The sequence below is a fragment of the Marinobacter confluentis genome (genome assembly GCF_004785685.1).
Classification (GTDB): Bacteria; Pseudomonadota; Gammaproteobacteria; order Pseudomonadales; family Oleiphilaceae; genus Marinobacter; species Marinobacter confluentis.
Window position 1 is genome coordinate 135,000 of record NZ_SRPF01000005.1, and the last position, 15,437, is coordinate 150,436.

The following is a 15,437-nucleotide window of genomic DNA, read 5'->3' on the forward strand; positions in this document are numbered from 1 at the left end:
CCTCGATTGCTCCCCCGTCTGAGGCCCGATCACTCCTGCGTTTCTCTCGACCTGCGAAACCCCAAAACCGACATGTGCTTTATTTTGGTGCAAGCGCACCATAAACTGGCGATACTCTGTTCTTTCGCAGGGCGGATTCCGCCGTCCTCCACCCATTCGGGCGGTCATTTGCACTACCGAACGGCGTCAAGATCCGCCCTGCAGCCCAAATGCCCGTAAAACGCGCACTCCCGAACTGCCAATTGCTGAATGTGGTTCGGTTTTTGCAATTCAAGAATGATCTGGGATGCCAATCTCAAAAGGAAGAAGCATGGCGGTGCCGGCCGAATACAAGAACATACTCGATAGCCTGACAACGGCCATATTGGTGCTGAGGGACGGCCTGCGAGTGGAATACCTGAACCCGGCGGCGGAAAGTCTTTTTGAAACCAGCATCACCCGAAGCAAAGGACAGCCGATCAAAGACATCCTGATTGATTCGGAAGACGCACTTAAAACCCTTTACGCGGCGGCCGATACCGGCCACAGCTATACCCGCCGCGAAGCAGAATTTGTCCTGGCCAGCGGCTCCCGCCTGACCGTTGATTACTCAGTCACCACCGTTAATCTTGACCCTTCTGAGGTCATCATCGAGATCCAGCCCCGGGATCGTCTGCTTCGCATCAGCCGTGAAGAAGACATTATTTCCCAGCAGGAAACCACCCGCATCCTGGTGCGGGGCATGGCCCATGAGATCAAGAATCCACTGGGCGGCATCCGTGGCGCCGCACAGCTTCTGGATAGGGAACTGAACGACGAGGACCAGCGGGAATACACCCAGGTGATCATTGATGAAGCTGATCGGCTACGCTCGCTGGTAGACCGGATGCTCGGCCCCAATAAGGCACCAAAACTGGCCGCCACCAATATTCACGAGGTGCTCGAGCGGGTGAGAACCCTGCTGGAGGCCGAGAGCCGGGGCCGGCTGAGTTTTCACCGGGACTACGACCCCAGCCTGCCGGAGTTCCAGGTCGACAAGGAGCAGCTTATCCAGGCGTTTCTGAATATTGCCCGCAACGCCATGGAAGCGGCGTTCGAAAACCGCTCCGAACACGACGCCAAAGAACCGCCCACTATTACGTTCCGGACCCGGGCACTGCGCCAGTTCACCATTGGCCACAAGCGCCATCGCCTGGTCGGCCGCGTGGAAGTCATCGACAACGGCCCCGGCATTCCCCCGGAACTGCTGCAGAACGTCTTTTACCCGATGATCAGTGGCCGGGCGAGCGGCACCGGCCTGGGCCTGTCAATCACCCAGAGCATCATCGGCCAACATCACGGGCTTGTTGAATGCGAAAGCGAGCCCGGCCGAACCGACTTCATCATCTTCCTGCCCCTGGAGGACAGCTAATGAGCCAACCGGCAAACGTCTGGATCATCGACGACGACCGCAGTATTCGCTGGGTGCTGGAGCGCGCCCTGAACCAGGCCGGTATGCAGCCCCGGGTTTTTGACAGCGGCGAAAGCATCATGATGCGGCTGGACCACGAGCAACCGGACGCCATTATCAGTGATATCCGCATGCCGGGCGTTGACGGCATCACCCTGCTTGCCCAGATTGTGGAAAAACTGCCGGACCTGCCGGTGATCATCATGACTGCGCATTCCGACCTCGAAAGCGCCGTGACCAGTTACCAGAGCGGGGCCTTTGAGTACCTGCCCAAGCCCTTTGACGTTGATGACGCCGTCGCGCTGGCCAAACGCGCGGTAGCCCACAGCCATGAACGCCGGGCAACCAGCGAGCCTCAGCCCGACAGCGCCCAGCGCAATGCCGAAATCATAGGCGAAGCGCCGGCCATGCAGGAGGTCTTCCGGGCCATTGGCCGACTTTCCCACTCCAACATCACGGTACTGATCAACGGCGAAAGCGGCACCGGTAAAGAGCTGGTGGCCCAGGCGCTGCACAATCACAGCCCCAGAGCCAACCACCCGTTTATCGCCCTGAACATGGCGGCCATTCCCAAAGACCTGATTGAATCGGAGCTTTTCGGCCACGAAAAAGGCGCCTTCACTGGCGCCGGCGCAGCTCGCCAGGGCCGCTTTGAGCAGGCCAACGGTGGCACCCTGTTCCTGGATGAAATAGGCGATATGCCCGCCGATACCCAGACCCGACTTTTAAGGGTACTGGCCGATGGTGAGTTCTACCGGGTAGGCGGTACAACCGCGATCAAGGTAGACGTGCGGATCATTGCCGCCACGCACCAGGACCTGGAAAAACTGGTGCAGGCCGGCAGCTTCAGGGAGGACCTGTTTCACCGCCTGAATGTCATCCGGGTTCACCTGCCAAAACTGGCCGAACGCCGGGAAGACATTCCCCGCCTGATGCAGCATTTCCTCAAACGGGCGGCCAAAGAACTGGCGGTGGAAACCAAACTGCTACGCCCGGAAGCGGAAGAATACCTCACTACCCTGCCCTGGCCGGGCAACGTCCGCCAGCTGGAAAATACCTGTCGCTGGCTAACAGTAATGGCCAGTGGCCGGGAAGTGCACATTGATGACCTGCCGCCGGAGTTGATGCAGCAGGCAGAAGCCCCGGCCACCGGCCAGACCTGGCAGGATGGCCTGCGCAACTGGGCCGATCAGGAATTAAAACGGGGACGCAAAGGCATTCTCGACACCGCCGTGCCGGAATTCGAGCGCATCATGATCGAGACAGCCCTGAAACACACCGGCGGTCGCCGCCGGGATGCCTCAATTCTTCTGGGATGGGGCCGAAACACTCTGACCCGGAAGATCAACGAGCTGGACATGGACCACCCGGAGACCGAGGAGGACTAGCGCCTTTTCAGAGCGCTAGCGCTCTTGCCAGTAGATGACGCGGTCGTTGCCCCGGTATACGCCAAAGGTTGCGAGGGCGGAAGGTTGCTCCAGAGTGCCGTCACCGTCCTGGTCGTCCCACAACCAGAGGGGAAGAGCCCAGGTCAGGGTATCCTCACCAGGGGTGCCATTGGGGTCAAGCGCCAGTGGCCCGCCCTCGCCAGCGGAAAAGCTGCCGTTGGCCGCCTGCAAAGCATGAAAATTCTCGGTATCGGTAATAGTCGCCGTATCCCAGGTGGTGCAGTTGTTGTCCGCCTGGTTGAGTATGAACCGGCTGCCATTCCAGTATTCCACCCGGAACGGCATGAACAGGCTGTTATTGACGCCATTGGACGTCAGGTTCTCTGGCCCATAAACGTTGTCCATCTCCAGACGGCCGTAACGCAGTTCAAAATCCATCACTGGGGAAACCGTGTAGGGCGCGCCCACCCCAGCCACATTGTCTGAATCTTCAATACTGTCGATCACAAAATCGAGCGTCGGGTTGGCCACTGGCGCCACCTTCGCCTCAACCACTTTGTCATAGCTAGCTGTGACGCCAGCACTGTATACGAATTCCAGCAGTCCCGGGCCAACGGCGCTCAGGGTGCCTGTGCCGGATGAAATCGTCACAGCCAGCGGATCCCCGTTTGCATTGACAGCCGCGCGGTCAGCTGCGGGCACGGTGCTTGAAATGTCGGCCAGAGAGAGCTTCTGGAATGCCCTGTCCGCCGGGTCCGTAAACGCCGGGTTGGCGTAGTTCCGGGTGCGGTTTCCGGACACCGACACCGGTTCGATCAGCAGGCTTGGCGCCATCAGCCACCCGAAATCCTGCCCGGTATAGGTAAATGATGGAGGTCCAACGCATTCTGATTCGAATTCACCAGGGTCAACGCTCACAATAAAACGGTCTGGGTAGAAGCGCCCGGCCGGTAAGCTGGTACCCGGTGGCACAGTCTGTCCGAAATATCCCCCGGCCACGGGTGTGGCATTGAAACGAAAGACTCCCACTTCGGACATTGTGGATGGAACAACCGTGGTGGCATCCGCTGATGGCAGATGATCATAATCCAGCGGATCAAGCGTACCCGACACACCGGCCGAAGGCGCGACCAGCTGCGAAGCCAGTGCTATATCCGGCATGGCGAAATTGGGCGTCGTCGGGTTGCCGGCGCAGAAGTCTGTATCTGAATCGCTCTGCCAGCCCACCGCAGTCACCGATAGATCGAAAGATTCACCGGCTTTCACAAAAGTCGGGCAGGAAGCATCCGCGGCCGCGCATGCTCCTGCTGTCGCCACGCAGAGCCCGGCCGGGCGGCTGGTAAAGATGTCCGCTCCGGGCATCATCAAGCCCTCATCTTCATTGGTGACAGAACCCTGATAGAGCGCACCCAGCTGTATATGGCCGGCGTCCGGATAGCGCACATCAATCTCGGCAACGCCGCCCGCACCAAAGTTCAGCGTCAGCAGTGTGGGTGATGACGCACTGCCACTGACCTCTGTTCCGTCTACCGATACGGGCCGACTCGCCGGCCGGCCCGAACTGTCAGGGTCAATGTAGGTCGACCAGAAACCAACGGTGCGATCCACATTCTCGAACGCCGGTACGCATTGATCCGTTTCAGCATCACGCTCAACCGCCCTGACCTGAATACTCTGTTCCTCTCGATGGGAAATCATGTCCGGTATATCGAAAGCAAGCCCGGCATCCAGGAAGCTCAGCACGCAGTTGGCGGCAGAGGGATTGCTACCAGCCTCTTCACAAAGGGTGACAGACTGGGGCCGTGCCGATGGCTGGGAGCCAATCACGTCCAGCTCAACATCGCCCGCCGTGGTGTTCTGCAGACTGGCCTGGCCAGTGCCGCCGCTGATGCTTACTACATTGCCACCTACCCAGCCGTCAGTTGGTGACAGTGTCGCTTCGACCGGGTCGGTGAACAGGTCACTGCAGTCGGCGTTGGCGCAGGCACGTATGGTCACGGTTTCCGGCTGGCAGGTCAGCGCAACGCCATCGTGAACGATCTCGAAATGGTCGACCTGTTCGCCAATCGGGTTCAACTGCAACGCGCACAGTTCCAGGTCATCCAGTTCGTGGATGTTGTTGGAACCGCCGGTTGAACCGGTCAACGAAAGCAGGAAATTCTCCGGCACAGCGGCCTGGTCAGCATCAGCCAGGACATTGAACGGATCGATAAGCATCTCAAACCCCGACCCGGAGCCAGTATCCCGCTCAACAGAAACCATCGCCTGCCCCGCGGATCTGGAATCAACCGTAATCCTGTAGCGATGAGGGTTGCTGGCGCCGGTTGAGTCGACCCCCGGAGTCAGGCCGGTTGTACCCTCAAGATATTTATACCCTGACGCTCCTGAACCTGATCCTCGAATGGAAACCGATTGCTGAATCCGACCCGGGCCACCCTGACGGCCTTCACTGGGGTTTGAGAAATTGCCGTACTCATCAAGACCAATTCCCAGCCAACCACCGGCAAACCCAGGGTCACCATTGTTTCTCTGGGCATAGCCTAGCGACCCACCGAAGCTGCCGGGCTGGGGTGTTATCAAGGCGTCTGACAGCACCACCGAAACGCCATCCGCCCCGCTGCCGCCGTAGGCGTAATAGTCAAACTGCAGAATCACCAGATTGTCTGCCCCCGGTATTTCCCGCTGCAGGGTAAGGGCAGTGGACTGGTTTGAGGAGGCTTCGGTCATTCGCAGCCTGCCCTGCACCACGCTGGGAGTAAAGGAACCACGGGCCACTGAAGCTACCCAGTCATCGGGGTTGAGAGTGCCTTCTGCGTAGTCGTCTGAGAAACAGGTCAGTGCACTTTCAACATTGACCTCAATCACGTCAGAGCCAAAGGATTGAAGTTCGCTGCAGTTAAAGGGCTGGCCCAAAAACAAATTACAGTCGACGTACTGTACGTCCACGCCGACCTCAAATAGGCCGGCTGTGTCGAACGTCCATGGCAGGTCAACCGGAGATCGATCACAGCTTGAGGTGGTCTGGAAATCACTGGCAACGATCACCTGACCATCGATGGTCCAGACTTCCCGCCAGAACCGCGTTTGTAAAAAACCCGCATCCATGCAACTGGCCGAAGAAGCGCTGAGAGTGCTGGGCTGATCCACATCAACGTCAACCGGCCCAAACGAATCGCCATTGACCGAGATCGAAACGCCCACATCGCACAGACCATCGAACAGATCCGGGTTCAGGTCTGCCGGCGAAAACTGGACAGACCGGTTTCCTTCTTCGGTATTGCCACCCGAAGCCAGGGCACCGTCGATAAACACATTATTGCCAACATCAATATTTCCACTGGTATCGCCGCCGGCATAAAGGAAGCCGTTAATCAGAATCTGATCGGCCTGGTTATTACCGCCGCCTTCGATTGTCAGATTGCCCTCTACGATGATCAGCAGCTGGCCCGGGGACCCATCTTCATTGAGCCGGGTGCCTCTGGGAATAGTGAGGTTGCCACTGACATAGATCACCACTTCTTCACCCGGGCTGATGTTGAGCCGATAATCATCGGGCAATGGATCCGAGACAGTCACCGGTTGCTCTGAGTCTACGGGCACGCCGGAAGCCGGCCAGGCGCCCCCCTGAAATTGCAGGGCATCCGGATTCAGGACGTTTCCAGTACCTGTAAGGTTTTCATTGATGCCGGAGGGCTGGCTAAAAATGGCCGAGCAGAGACCCGCCACCGCAAGCGTTGGCGCACCCATCAGAATGACGAGTATCAGCAAGACGGCAAAGTGTCTGGAGCCTTTCATCGCACACGTACCTCGATTACCCGGGCGGCCTGATCAGCCCCGTCGCCGCACTGGCCGGTGCTTTCAATGGAATAGACGGTATTGCCCCCGCCGCCGATATTGGCGGTGACGGATTCACAGGTCAGTGACGCGCTGCAGGATGACAGGCCGGGCCGTTCAAATTCGATTGTTGCAGCCGCGCAGGTACCCGAAACCAGCGCATTTCGCACCCCCACCTGTGCCCCGCTTTCCGCCGCATAGAATGCCCGCTGGGACTGTATCTGCAGGCTGATGGACTGGCTGCTGGAATCCTGCAGCTGGGCCATGCCGAACACGATCAGTGCCAGCACCGTGATAATGAACAGCGCCACCGGCAGGCCTGCGCCTTTTTGTGGAATCAGTGGGTGGTCAGGGAACATTGCGGATCTGTACCTCCTGGCTGATTGCGGTGGTTTCTTCCAAATCGGTATCTCCAAGGACCATTCTGAAAGACACCACGGCACCACGCCGGAAATTGGGCGGTATCACGTCAAATTCCAGCGAGTCGGGCAACAGGCTTGCTGCCAGCACCTCGCGATCCGGGCCGGGGCCGGGCAGATCAGCGCCAATGGTTGGCTTAACACCGTAGTTTCGATAGCGGTAGAGAAAACGCCCGGCCTGGCACAGAGTCACCGGGTCGCTGACAACGTAGAAACGCTTTTCCGGCGACTTTGCCGAGAATCGGTGGGTAGTGCCACTATCGAAAGTAACGGTGACCGGTGCGGTGGCGGACGCAGGCATGCTTGCCGGCGGCGACATTGGCCCCGGGCTGGTCAGGTTGTAAACGCTGCTGCCGTAGCCATACACCACAACGCGGCCACTGGCAGACTGGCCATCCGGCAGCGGCACCGCCTCAAACGAGGTGGGCGCCGAGCCGGATGGCAGCGTGAGATAGTTGGAGGCGGCCACAATGGGAATAAACTCAATACAGCTGCCATCCCCATTAGGCCGCACCGACGTTGGCAGGGCTTCCCGCAGCTGCCGGCTGATCTGTTCGCTGATGACCACCCCCGCAAGCGCCCGTTGCTGTCGGGAACTCACGTCGATGGCACCCTGGGTAGACAGGGCCACAAACCTGACCGACACCGTGGCCACGACGCCCAGCAGCACAATCACGATAATCAGCTCGATCAGGGTAAACCCGCTCAGGCGCCGCATCAGAAATTCGCCTTGTAGGCGGAGAATACAAACGACTGACCGCCGGGGACGGTGATTGTCAGGTCGATCCGCTTTGCTTCCGTGGAGGGCAACCCAATATCCGGGTCGTCACCGGCACAGGCGACGGCCACGTCCACCGTAAACCCGTTGTAGCCGTCAAGCGCGCCGTCGACATTGGCCGGGGGGCTATCGCTTACGCCGTTATAGTCGTCGACGTCATCAAAGGTAGCGCGGCTTTCACCGGCGTCTGGCCCAATGTTGCAGGTAGCGCCGGAATAAGGTGGCTGGCCCCCCGGGGGCGTCGCTTCGTCGTATTTCTTGGCAATGATTTCATCCATGTAAAGCTGAGCCAGCTCGACCGCACGGGTCTGGTTGAGCGGGTCCGCGCTGCGGCCGGAGATCAGTGCAAAAGCACCGGTGACACCGGCAATCGCAACGCTGATGATCACAATCGTCATCACCAGTTCAACCAGTGTTGCCCCGCGCTGAAAACCCATCATTACTGACAGCTCCCACGATAGACCGCACCCAGGGAACTGATGCAGGTCTGGAAGCTGCTTTCACCTGAAAACGTCAGGCTGGTGTTGGTGCCGGACACGGGTGCGCCCGAGGCATCGAAATCAATTGTGAAGGGAAGACCACCCGCCACCGCCAGAGACGTGCCCTCTCTCGGCATGGAAAACACCCGCAGGGCGCCCGCCCCCACCGTGAAGGTGAAGTTTTCAGAATCCTGGGAGATGGTCAGTGACCCGCCAGCATTACCCGCCAGCGCCGCCTGCTGGGCAAGCAACGTGGCGGAAGCCAGTTGTTGGGTGGCAAGAATGGGGGAAAACGCAGAACGGCCTGCGAACAGGCCGATACCAAGCACAGACAGGACACCAATCAGAATGATGACCATGACCAGCTCAACCAGGGTAAACCCCGACGACCGCGGGGCGCTCACTGTTTTCATGCCCCCTCCCAGATTCCCACCCGAACCGTAAAACGTAGGTCGGATCAGGCGAAGCCGTCATCCGACCTGCATATTAAGACCGAATTTACCCTGCTGCTGTCGTCCCACAGTTGGAGGAAGCATCCATGGTCTGAATGGCGGAAACATTAGCCGGAGTAGTAGGGTCGGTAGATGTATCTGCGTCTGTGAACACAAAACAGGGCTTACCTTCTTCATCCGAAATAGTGACGATGTATGGTGAAGCAGCCCCAATAATCTCAAAATCATCCAGTTGCGCAGCCTCGTTTAGCGAGCTACCCGCGAGATACCCATCACTTACGGTGACATCCACACCTTCAAGAGACACTGTTCCCGCGCCCGTAGTGGTATCAGTCGCGAGCGCTTTGGATCGAACAATCCCAAGAGCCGACTTCACACTGCCCCGCGCACCTTCAACCGAGGCGACTTCAGCCTCGCCACTCAAGTCCGCAAACCGCGGCAACGCAAACGCCGCCAGAATGCCGAGAATTACAATCACCATAACCAGTTCAATCAGGGTGAAACCTTTTTCTTTTCTTGCTGAAATTGCCGTCATCGCGTTCATGATGTTTCTCCGTTTTACCGTTTAAGTGTGTGCTATCAAATGATCGTTGATGTGATTTCGCCGGTGTCGGCATCGTATTCAATGGTGCTGCCCTGCCCATCCAGCTCGTAGGTGAACACGCAGTCAGCGCCGGGGTCGCCGTCAGCATCTGGCTGTACAGTAACCGTGTAATCGGCATTCGCGCCTACAATTGTGGGAGCGTTCGATTGCAGAACGCCGGCCCATACCTGCTGGCAGCGGGCAACCGTCATATCGGCACTGGTGATGTCGTTGGTCGCAGTGGGCCAGCCGTCGTCGCTGACATCCACATCGTCATTACCGAACCCCTCAACATCCGTAGTCGCGGCAGTAAACCCGTTGGACACCCACTGGGTTTTAGTCAGCGCCACACCGGCCGCCAGCGCGCCAGCCGTGGCCCGGATAGTGGACTGATGCGCCTGCTCGGAAAGCTGTGCAAATCTTGGCAAGGCAAAAGCCGCCAGAATGGCCAGGATGGCAATCACCACCACCAGCTCAATCAGCGTGAAGCCCTGCTGCTTCTGTGTGCGGTTACGTTCTTTCATACTGAGCCTCTTTCCTGGTTTCTGATTGTGTTGCGTCAGCGTGATGGGCTTTGCGCATCCGCTGATTCTTCTGTTAACGGCACTGGCACAAGTTTGAGGCCAGTCGACCGTTCGTCCTGCTCCCGCTCTCCGTTTCCGTTGCGGTCTGCAAATTCAGTTGTCACTCTCCAGGCCAGGGGCTCAGCCGCATCTACCGTATGGTTCTGTGCGCTTATCGGCTGCCTTGGGTTATAAATTAACCACCCCCTGCCCGGCTTTACTGTTTCTTTTTGTGACCTTTCCCTGAAGCACCAGTTGCCTGGCTCAGGTTTGGCCCCGGTACATGGCCCGGAATAACGGCCCCATTGATGGTCCATCAGCTCAAACGGGTTGATCCCTTCCTGACTTTCCAGGCTGGACCGCCGGTCCAGCATGACTTCCGCCCCTTTGATCACCAGCGCTGACCGCAGCTGGCTCAGCACCGTGTTAACCGCCTGCTGTTCAGCCCTCTGCAACTCCCGCTCAAGTGCGTCCAGCAGGAACCACAGGAAGATAAGCAGCAGGAGCACCGCCACACTGTTCCGGAGCCAGCGGGCATTGCTGATGCTGCTGGCATCCGACAGTGGCCGCCCGGTCACGGACTATCCCCGCCCCATGGCTGCCGCACCCAGATCCCAGATCGGCAGGAACACGCCCAGTGCCAGAATCAGCACCAGTATGCCCATGGCGACAATCAGTATGGGTTCGATGGATTCCGCCAGCCGTTTCAGGCCGTAATCCACATCTTCATCGTAAAAATCCGCGACATTGTTCAGCATGTCGTCGACCGAACCGGTTTCTTCCCCCACCGCGATCATCTGCAGAATCAGGGGGGTAAACATATTGCTGTTCCTGGCGGTACGCAGCAGGCTTTCGCCCCGCTCGATACCCAGGCGCATGTCCTTTATGTGTTTCGATATCCAGGCGTTATCGGTGGCATCGGCAACCACGGTCAAGGCATTGGTGACCGGCATCCCTGCCGACAACATGCTGGCAAAATTCCGCGCGAACCGGCTCAGGGTGATCAGTTCCACCAGCGGGCCGATAATGGGGATTTTCAGCTTGTACCTGTCCCAGATCAGTCGCCCCTGCTCCGTGTTCTTCCACTGCTTGAGCGCTAGGGTGCCGGCAATGACCACGCCCAGCAGAAAATACCAGTAGGTCAGCAGAAAATTGGACGTTCCTACAAGTACCTGGGTCAGAAACGGCAGGTCCGCGCCCAGCTTACTGAAAACCGCAGAAAACTTGGGAATCACCAGGAAATTCACCACCATCAGGGCGGCAAACAGCGCGATGATGACGAAGGTGGGATACCGCAGGGCCTGCTTCAGCCGCCGCTTGGTGTCCCTCTCCAGTTCCAGGATTTCCGAAAGCCGCTTGAAGGCGTCGTCCAGCTGGCCGGTGTTTTCACCCACGTGAATCATCGCGATGAACAGGTCCGAAAACACTTTCGGGTGTGCCTGCATGGCCGTCGCCATGGTAGAGCCACCCTCGAGGCGCGAGGTGACGTCATCCAGCACTTCCCCCAGTTCCGGCGACCGGGTGGTATCTGCCAGGCCACGCATGGTGCGGATCAGGGGAATGCCGGCCTTGGTCAGCGCGTACATCTGCCGGCAGAAAACAATCAGCTCATCCAGGGCGATCTTCTTTCTGAACAGAGGCGACTTCGACAGCCGATCTCCCAGGGTGTTGTTCTGCTGGACTTCCTGAATGGAAAGCGGGGTTATGCCCCGCCGCATCAGGTCGGATGCCGCTGCATCCGCGTTCGGAGCCGCCAGTGCCCCCTGCTGGACCGCACCCCGGCTGTCTTTGCCCCGATAGGAAAACTGCATCAGGCGTTACCTCCGGGAATGAACTGCTCATGGGTTTCTTCGGTCAGTTCCGGGATGTCTTCAAGCGAGACATCGCCCTCCGAGGTCGCCGCTACCCGCGACACTTCCTCAAGGGTAGTAACGCCCTGCAACGCAAAGTCCATGGCACACAGTCCCAGCGGTCGATACAGCGGGCTTTTCCGTGCTTCCCGGGTGAACAGGGAGATGTCCTGGCGCCGCAAGGCATCAAGCATGCTTTCGTTCATTTCAAGCATTTCATACACGCCCAGGCGCCCACGATAACCACTGTTGCCGCACTGATAACAACCTCGCCCGTGCACGAAACCCGCCTCCAGATCCAGCGGGTCGAGATCGAATCCGCGAAGCCAGGCTTTTTCCTGATCTGATGGTTCATAGGCTTCGACGCAGTTCTCGCAGACCCTGCGGACCAGCCGTTGGGCCACAACACCCAGCAGCGAACTTGCTACCAGAAAAGGTTCAACGCCCATATCAATCAGCCGCATGGCGCTGCTGATTGAATCGTTGGTGTGCAATGTAGAGAGCACCATATGGCCAGTCATCGCCGCCCGCAGGCCAATTTCGGCGGTTTCGTGGTCCCGCATCTCGCCTACCAGGATCACGTCCGGGTCCTGACGCAGGGCGGCTCGCAGTACCGTAGCGAACTCCAGGCCGATTCTGGGATTCACCTGTACCTGGGTAATCCTTGGCAGGCGGTATTCCACCGGGTCTTCTGCGGTAATGATTTTCACTTCCGGGCGGTTGAGCTCGGTCAGCGCGCCGTAAAGTGTGGTTGTTTTACCACTACCGGTAGGCCCAGTGACCAGAATCATGCCGTGGGGCTTCTTGATCATTCGGCGGAAGTGCTCCAGCAGCAAAGGCGGCATGCCGGTGCCATCCAGGTTCAGCATGCCCTGGCTCTGGTCCAGCAGACGCATCACCACCGATTCGCCGTACTGCACCGGCATGGTGGATACCCGCACGTCGATGCTGCGGCCTTTAACGCGCACGTTGAAGCGACCGTCCTGGGGAATACGTTTTTCAGAAATGTTCAGCCCCGCCATCAGCTTCAGGCGCAGCACCAGCGCGGAGTTCACCCGCTTTTCTTTCATTACCTGTTCCTGCAGCACACCGTCGACCCGCTGACGAATCCGCACAACGGTCTCGTCCGGCTCGATGTGGATGTCCGAGCTCCGCGCCTGAACGGCATCTTCAAACAGGGTCTGCAGCAGTTTGACCACCGGCGCTTCCGCGCTTTCGGATTCGGCAGACAGATCTGCCAGGTCAAAGGCATCGTCGCCCAGCTCGTCTTCGAGCTCTTCTGCCAGCGACGCAATTTCATCGGTCCGTCGGTAAACCAGGTCCAGGGTGCTGAGCAGTTCGCTTTCCCGCACAACGGCCTGCTTGATGGGCTGCTTCAACACCCGCACCAGCTCGTCGTAAGCAAAGATATCCAGCGGGTCCGCCATGCCTACCAGCAGTTCGCCTTTCTGTTCCGCAAGCACAATGCTTCGGAACCTCCGGGCCAGGGCCTCTGGAAGCTTTTTTACCAGCTCGTTATTGAACTGGTAATTGCGGAGCTGCACGAAGGGCACTTCAAGCTGGCGCGAGAGAATATTGAGGAGATTATCCTCCTCCACATAGCCCAGATCGATCAGCGTGCGGCCCAGTTTGCGGCCGGTATTCTTCTGTTCTTTCAGTGCCGTCATCAACTGTTGCTCTGTGATGACCTCGTTCTGCACCAGCAGGTCGCCAATCCGGATCTTTTTCTTTGCTTCAGCCATGAATCATCCTGCCCTCAGTGACTGCAACCGGCGCTGCACGTAATCCGCAAGCGACGGCGGCAGGCCCGGCAACGCCACTGCCTGTTCATAAGCCCGCACCGCGCTTCGGGTTTCACCCTGCTCTTCCAGCGCTACGGCCAGGCCGACCCACCAGGGCGCACGGCTATCGTTCCAGGCAATCAGCTCAGCCCAGTGGGCAGCTGCTTCCCGGCTCTGCCCCTGCTGTTGCAGCAGGGTCGCCAGAGTAACCCGGTACTCCGGCTGGTCTGCTACTGGCGGCACGCTTGATGCCAGGGTTGCTACGGCGGCATCCAGCCTGCCATCGGCGTGCTGTGCCCTGGCGCGCAACATTCTCAGTGTTGGATCCTTCGCCGCTGCGGCTTCCGGCAGCCAGTCCAGGGCCCGCTGCACTTCGCCACCCACCAGTAACGCCCGCGCCACGGTGAAACGGCTGCGAGGCGCAGGCTGAGTCTGGGCAAGATTTTTCAGACGGCCCTCTGCCTCAACCATACGGCCGCTGGCGATCAGGGTTTCAAGTTCTTTTGCAGTCGTCCGGTCAATCGCATCGGGGCTCTGGGGCGCGGTTTTCACAACTGGCGCAGCTGGTTCGGGCTCTGGCTCTGGCGGTGGCTCTGGGCTGGATGCTGACTCAGGCCTGGGTTCCGGTTTAGGCTCAGGCCTGATTTCAGGCTTTGTCGCGGCCACGGGCTCAGAGGGCTCTGTTCTGGCGAATTCCGGCGCCGGGGCTTTTGGTTCGGGAGTTCTCTGGGCCTGAACAGGTTCCGGTTCGGGTTCAATCGAGGGCGGCGGCAAAACTTCCGGCTCGGGCTGGGGCCGGTCGACCTGACCGTTTTCCACGCTGGCCAGGACACTGTCGCCAGTCAGATCCGGAGTTGTCGGGCTCATCATGAAGGCGTAGTAAATACCCGCCGCCAGCAACCCGATCAACAGCACTGCCAACAGAACAAGAAGCCAGCCTTTGCCAGAACGGCTTTCCTGAACAGCCCCTGTATAGGCACTGCTGACACCCGGTCGGCGCTGACGCTGTTCGGCTTCACGGAGGGCATTATTAAGCAGGCTCATAGCCACCTCACCAGCAGGTTAGGCAGTTCAGCGCTGTCGGTGTCCCGAATAGCAGCGATTACGTGGCCACGGCTGATCTGCCGGTCGCCCTTGCCCCAGGCCGCCAGCAGCGACTTGTGGGCCAGGATATTCACCAACCGGGGAATACCACCGGACGAACGGGTGATCAGGCGCAGTGCCGGCGGCGAAAACAGATCTCCGCCGTTGTAGCCCGCCTGGGCAAGGCGATGACGCAGATACTGGGCCACAAGCACTTTGTCCAGCGGTGCCAGGCGATACTGAAAGGTGATGCGCTGGCGCAGCTGACGAAGGCTGTCCCGCTTTAATAGCTGATCCAGTTCCGGCTGACCAAACAGCACCACCTGCAACAGGCGGATACTCTCGGTTTCAAGATTGGTCAGCAGTCGCAACGCTTCGATGGTTTCCTCGGGCATGGCCTGAGCTTCATCAATCACCAGCACAACCGGGCGCTGCTCCATCGCCAGGGCAATCAGCCGCTCGTTCAGGGCCTTGAGGATCTGATGGGTATTGGCGCAGGCGTTTACATCAACGCCGAGCTCTTCAGCAACTGCGGCGTAGAGGGTTTCCGGGCTCAAATGCGGGTTGGGAATATAGGCGGTGAACGCTTCCTGCTCCAGCTCGTTCAGCAACAGGCGGCAAAGCAGGGTTTTACCGGTGCCAACCTCGCCGGTGATCTTGATAAAGCCTTCCCGCTCCCGCAGGGCAACCAGCAGTAATTCCAGCGCATCATTATGGCTGCGCGCCCGCAGGAAATAGCGGGTATTGGGCGTCAATGCAAACGGTGCTTCCTGCAGTCCGAAATGGGATTCGTACATG

At 58.9% G+C, this 15,437-nt stretch carries 14 protein-coding genes; 2 read left to right on the forward strand and 12 right to left on the reverse strand.

Features of this window, described 5'->3' with window-relative positions; genetic code table 11:
* Positions 1-310: 310 nt before the first annotated feature.
* Both glnL and ntrC read left to right on the forward strand, forming a co-directional pair.
* The gene (gene glnL / locus E5Q11_RS15340) at positions 311-1,390 is read left to right on the forward strand and encodes a nitrogen regulation protein NR(II) (protein ID WP_135804337.1); all 1,080 of its coding nucleotides are present in this window, start codon (positions 311-313) and stop codon (positions 1,388-1,390) included.
* Positions 1,390-2,817 (forward strand): nitrogen regulation protein NR(I), encoded by a 1,428-nt coding sequence (gene ntrC, locus E5Q11_RS15345; RefSeq protein WP_135804338.1) that lies wholly within the window; start codon positions 1,390-1,392, stop codon positions 2,815-2,817. The genes glnL and ntrC overlap by 1 nt, the downstream gene beginning before the upstream one ends.
* Positions 2,818-2,832: 15 nt before the next feature.
* On the opposite strand, the gene E5Q11_RS15350 is transcribed toward ntrC, so the two are convergent.
* The 12 genes from E5Q11_RS15350 to E5Q11_RS15405 all read right to left on the reverse strand — a co-directional run bounded on the left by E5Q11_RS15350 (position 2,833) and on the right by E5Q11_RS15405 (position 15,436).
* On the reverse strand, positions 2,833-6,612 hold the full coding sequence (locus tag E5Q11_RS15350; RefSeq protein WP_135804339.1) for a DUF6701 domain-containing protein: 3,780 nt from the start codon (positions 6,610-6,612) through the stop codon (positions 2,833-2,835).
* Positions 6,609-7,010 (reverse strand): hypothetical protein, encoded by a 402-nt coding sequence (locus E5Q11_RS15355; RefSeq protein ID WP_135804340.1) that lies wholly within the window; start codon positions 7,008-7,010, stop codon positions 6,609-6,611. Before E5Q11_RS15355 ends, E5Q11_RS15350 begins: the two co-directional genes overlap by 4 nt.
* Complete coding sequence (locus E5Q11_RS15360; protein ID WP_135804341.1) at positions 7,000-7,788, reverse strand: PulJ/GspJ family protein; 789 nt, start codon at positions 7,786-7,788, stop codon at positions 7,000-7,002. Before E5Q11_RS15360 ends, E5Q11_RS15355 begins: the two co-directional genes overlap by 11 nt.
* Positions 7,788-8,288, reverse strand: a complete 501-nt coding sequence (locus E5Q11_RS15365; protein ID WP_318527277.1) for a type II secretion system protein — start codon at positions 8,286-8,288, stop codon at positions 7,788-7,790. Before E5Q11_RS15365 ends, E5Q11_RS15360 begins: the two co-directional genes overlap by 1 nt.
* Positions 8,288-8,740: a type II secretion system protein gene (locus E5Q11_RS15370; RefSeq protein WP_135804342.1), complete on the reverse strand. Its 453-nt coding sequence runs from the start codon at positions 8,738-8,740 to the stop codon at positions 8,288-8,290. Before E5Q11_RS15370 ends, E5Q11_RS15365 begins: the two co-directional genes overlap by 1 nt.
* Before the next feature lie 85 nt (positions 8,741-8,825).
* Positions 8,826-9,323 carry a type II secretion system protein gene (locus tag E5Q11_RS18130; RefSeq protein WP_135804343.1) on the reverse strand — a complete coding sequence of 166 codons (498 nt, stop codon included), beginning with the start codon at positions 9,321-9,323 and terminating at the stop codon, positions 8,826-8,828.
* A gap of 35 nt (positions 9,324-9,358) precedes the next feature.
* The gene (locus tag E5Q11_RS15380; RefSeq protein WP_135804344.1) at positions 9,359-9,886 is read right to left on the reverse strand and encodes a prepilin-type N-terminal cleavage/methylation domain-containing protein; all 528 of its coding nucleotides are present in this window, start codon (positions 9,884-9,886) and stop codon (positions 9,359-9,361) included.
* A 35-nt stretch (positions 9,887-9,921) separates the two neighbouring features.
* The gene (locus E5Q11_RS15385; RefSeq protein ID WP_225315051.1) at positions 9,922-10,503 is read right to left on the reverse strand and encodes a hypothetical protein; all 582 of its coding nucleotides are present in this window, start codon (positions 10,501-10,503) and stop codon (positions 9,922-9,924) included.
* Between the two features lie 3 nt (positions 10,504-10,506).
* On the reverse strand, positions 10,507-11,736 hold the full coding sequence (locus E5Q11_RS15390) for a type II secretion system F family protein (RefSeq protein WP_135804345.1): 1,230 nt from the start codon (positions 11,734-11,736) through the stop codon (positions 10,507-10,509).
* Positions 11,736-13,517, reverse strand: a complete 1,782-nt coding sequence (locus E5Q11_RS15395) for a GspE/PulE family protein (RefSeq protein WP_135804346.1) — start codon at positions 13,515-13,517, stop codon at positions 11,736-11,738. Before E5Q11_RS15395 ends, E5Q11_RS15390 begins: the two co-directional genes overlap by 1 nt.
* A 3-nt stretch (positions 13,518-13,520) precedes the next feature.
* On the reverse strand, positions 13,521-14,600 hold the full coding sequence (locus tag E5Q11_RS15400; protein WP_135804347.1) for a tetratricopeptide repeat protein: 1,080 nt from the start codon (positions 14,598-14,600) through the stop codon (positions 13,521-13,523).
* Positions 14,597-15,436: an ExeA family protein gene (locus tag E5Q11_RS15405; protein WP_135804348.1), complete on the reverse strand. Its 840-nt coding sequence runs from the start codon at positions 15,434-15,436 to the stop codon at positions 14,597-14,599. The genes E5Q11_RS15400 and E5Q11_RS15405 overlap by 4 nt, the downstream gene beginning before the upstream one ends.
* Position 15,437 lies beyond the last annotated feature (1 nt).

Excerpts from the sequence above, each read along its gene's own strand:
- glnL (WP_135804337.1), top strand. The coding sequence starts at position 311 with ATGGCGGTGCCGGCCGAATACAAGAACATACTCGATAGCCTGACAACG.
- ntrC (WP_135804338.1), top strand. The coding sequence starts at position 1,390 with ATGAGCCAACCGGCAAACGTCTGGATCATCGACGACGACCGCAGTATT.
- E5Q11_RS15350 (WP_135804339.1), bottom strand. The coding sequence starts at position 6,612 with ATGAAAGGCTCCAGACACTTTGCCGTCTTGCTGATACTCGTCATTCTG.
- E5Q11_RS15355 (WP_135804340.1), bottom strand. The coding sequence starts at position 7,010 with ATGTTCCCTGACCACCCACTGATTCCACAAAAAGGCGCAGGCCTGCCG.
- E5Q11_RS15360 (WP_135804341.1), bottom strand. The coding sequence starts at position 7,788 with ATGCGGCGCCTGAGCGGGTTTACCCTGATCGAGCTGATTATCGTGATT.
- E5Q11_RS15365 (WP_318527277.1), bottom strand. The coding sequence starts at position 8,288 with ATGATGGGTTTTCAGCGCGGGGCAACACTGGTTGAACTGGTGATGACG.
- E5Q11_RS15370 (WP_135804342.1), bottom strand. The coding sequence starts at position 8,740 with ATGAAAACAGTGAGCGCCCCGCGGTCGTCGGGGTTTACCCTGGTTGAG.
- E5Q11_RS18130 (WP_135804343.1), bottom strand. The coding sequence starts at position 9,323 with ATGAACGCGATGACGGCAATTTCAGCAAGAAAAGAAAAAGGTTTCACC.
- E5Q11_RS15380 (WP_135804344.1), bottom strand. The coding sequence starts at position 9,886 with ATGAAAGAACGTAACCGCACACAGAAGCAGCAGGGCTTCACGCTGATT.
- E5Q11_RS15390 (WP_135804345.1), bottom strand. The coding sequence starts at position 11,736 with ATGCAGTTTTCCTATCGGGGCAAAGACAGCCGGGGTGCGGTCCAGCAG.
- E5Q11_RS15395 (WP_135804346.1), bottom strand. The coding sequence starts at position 13,517 with ATGGCTGAAGCAAAGAAAAAGATCCGGATTGGCGACCTGCTGGTGCAG.
- E5Q11_RS15400 (WP_135804347.1), bottom strand. The coding sequence starts at position 14,600 with ATGAGCCTGCTTAATAATGCCCTCCGTGAAGCCGAACAGCGTCAGCGC.
- E5Q11_RS15405 (WP_135804348.1), bottom strand. The coding sequence starts at position 15,436 with ATGTACGAATCCCATTTCGGACTGCAGGAAGCACCGTTTGCATTGACG.